Source organism: Vibrio sp. 1069, from assembly GCF_033340555.1.
Genome location: NZ_JAWOWP010000916.1, coordinates 1 through 525, shown reverse-complemented (window position 1 = coordinate 525; position 525 = coordinate 1). Strand labels below are relative to the sequence as shown.

1 protein-coding gene is annotated in these 525 nt (G+C 45.7%); it reads left to right on the top strand.

The window, feature by feature from the left end:
• Positions 1-525: M1 family aminopeptidase (locus tag R7040_RS29795; protein ID WP_318098092.1), on the top strand; the 525-nt coding region annotated here is incomplete at both ends.

Here is a 525-nt window from a genome sequence, read left to right as displayed (position 1 = left end):
GGTCGCAACGTTGACCTAGACCTCTTTGTCGATACAGGCAACTTAGACCGAGCGGGTCACGCGATGACATCGCTAATCAACTCAATGAAGTGGGACGAAGAACGCTTTGGCCTAGAATACGACCTCGATATTTACATGATCGTAGCGGTTGATTTCTTCAATATGGGCGCAATGGAAAACAAAGGCCTAAATATCTTTAACTCTAAGTTTGTTCTGGCGAATGACCAAACGGCGACAGACCGAGATTACTTGGGTATTGAAGCTGTGATTGGCCATGAATACTTCCATAACTGGACAGGCAACCGCGTGACTTGCCGTGATTGGTTCCAGCTGAGCCTAAAAGAAGGTTTGACGGTGTTCCGTGATCAAGAGTTTTCTTCTGACTTAGGTTCACGTGCGGTAAATCGAATCGACAACGTGCGCATTATTCGTGGCCCTCAGTTTGCTGAAGATGCAAGCCCAATGTCACACCCAATTCGTCCTGACAAAGTTATTGAAATGAATAACTTTTATACACTGACCGTT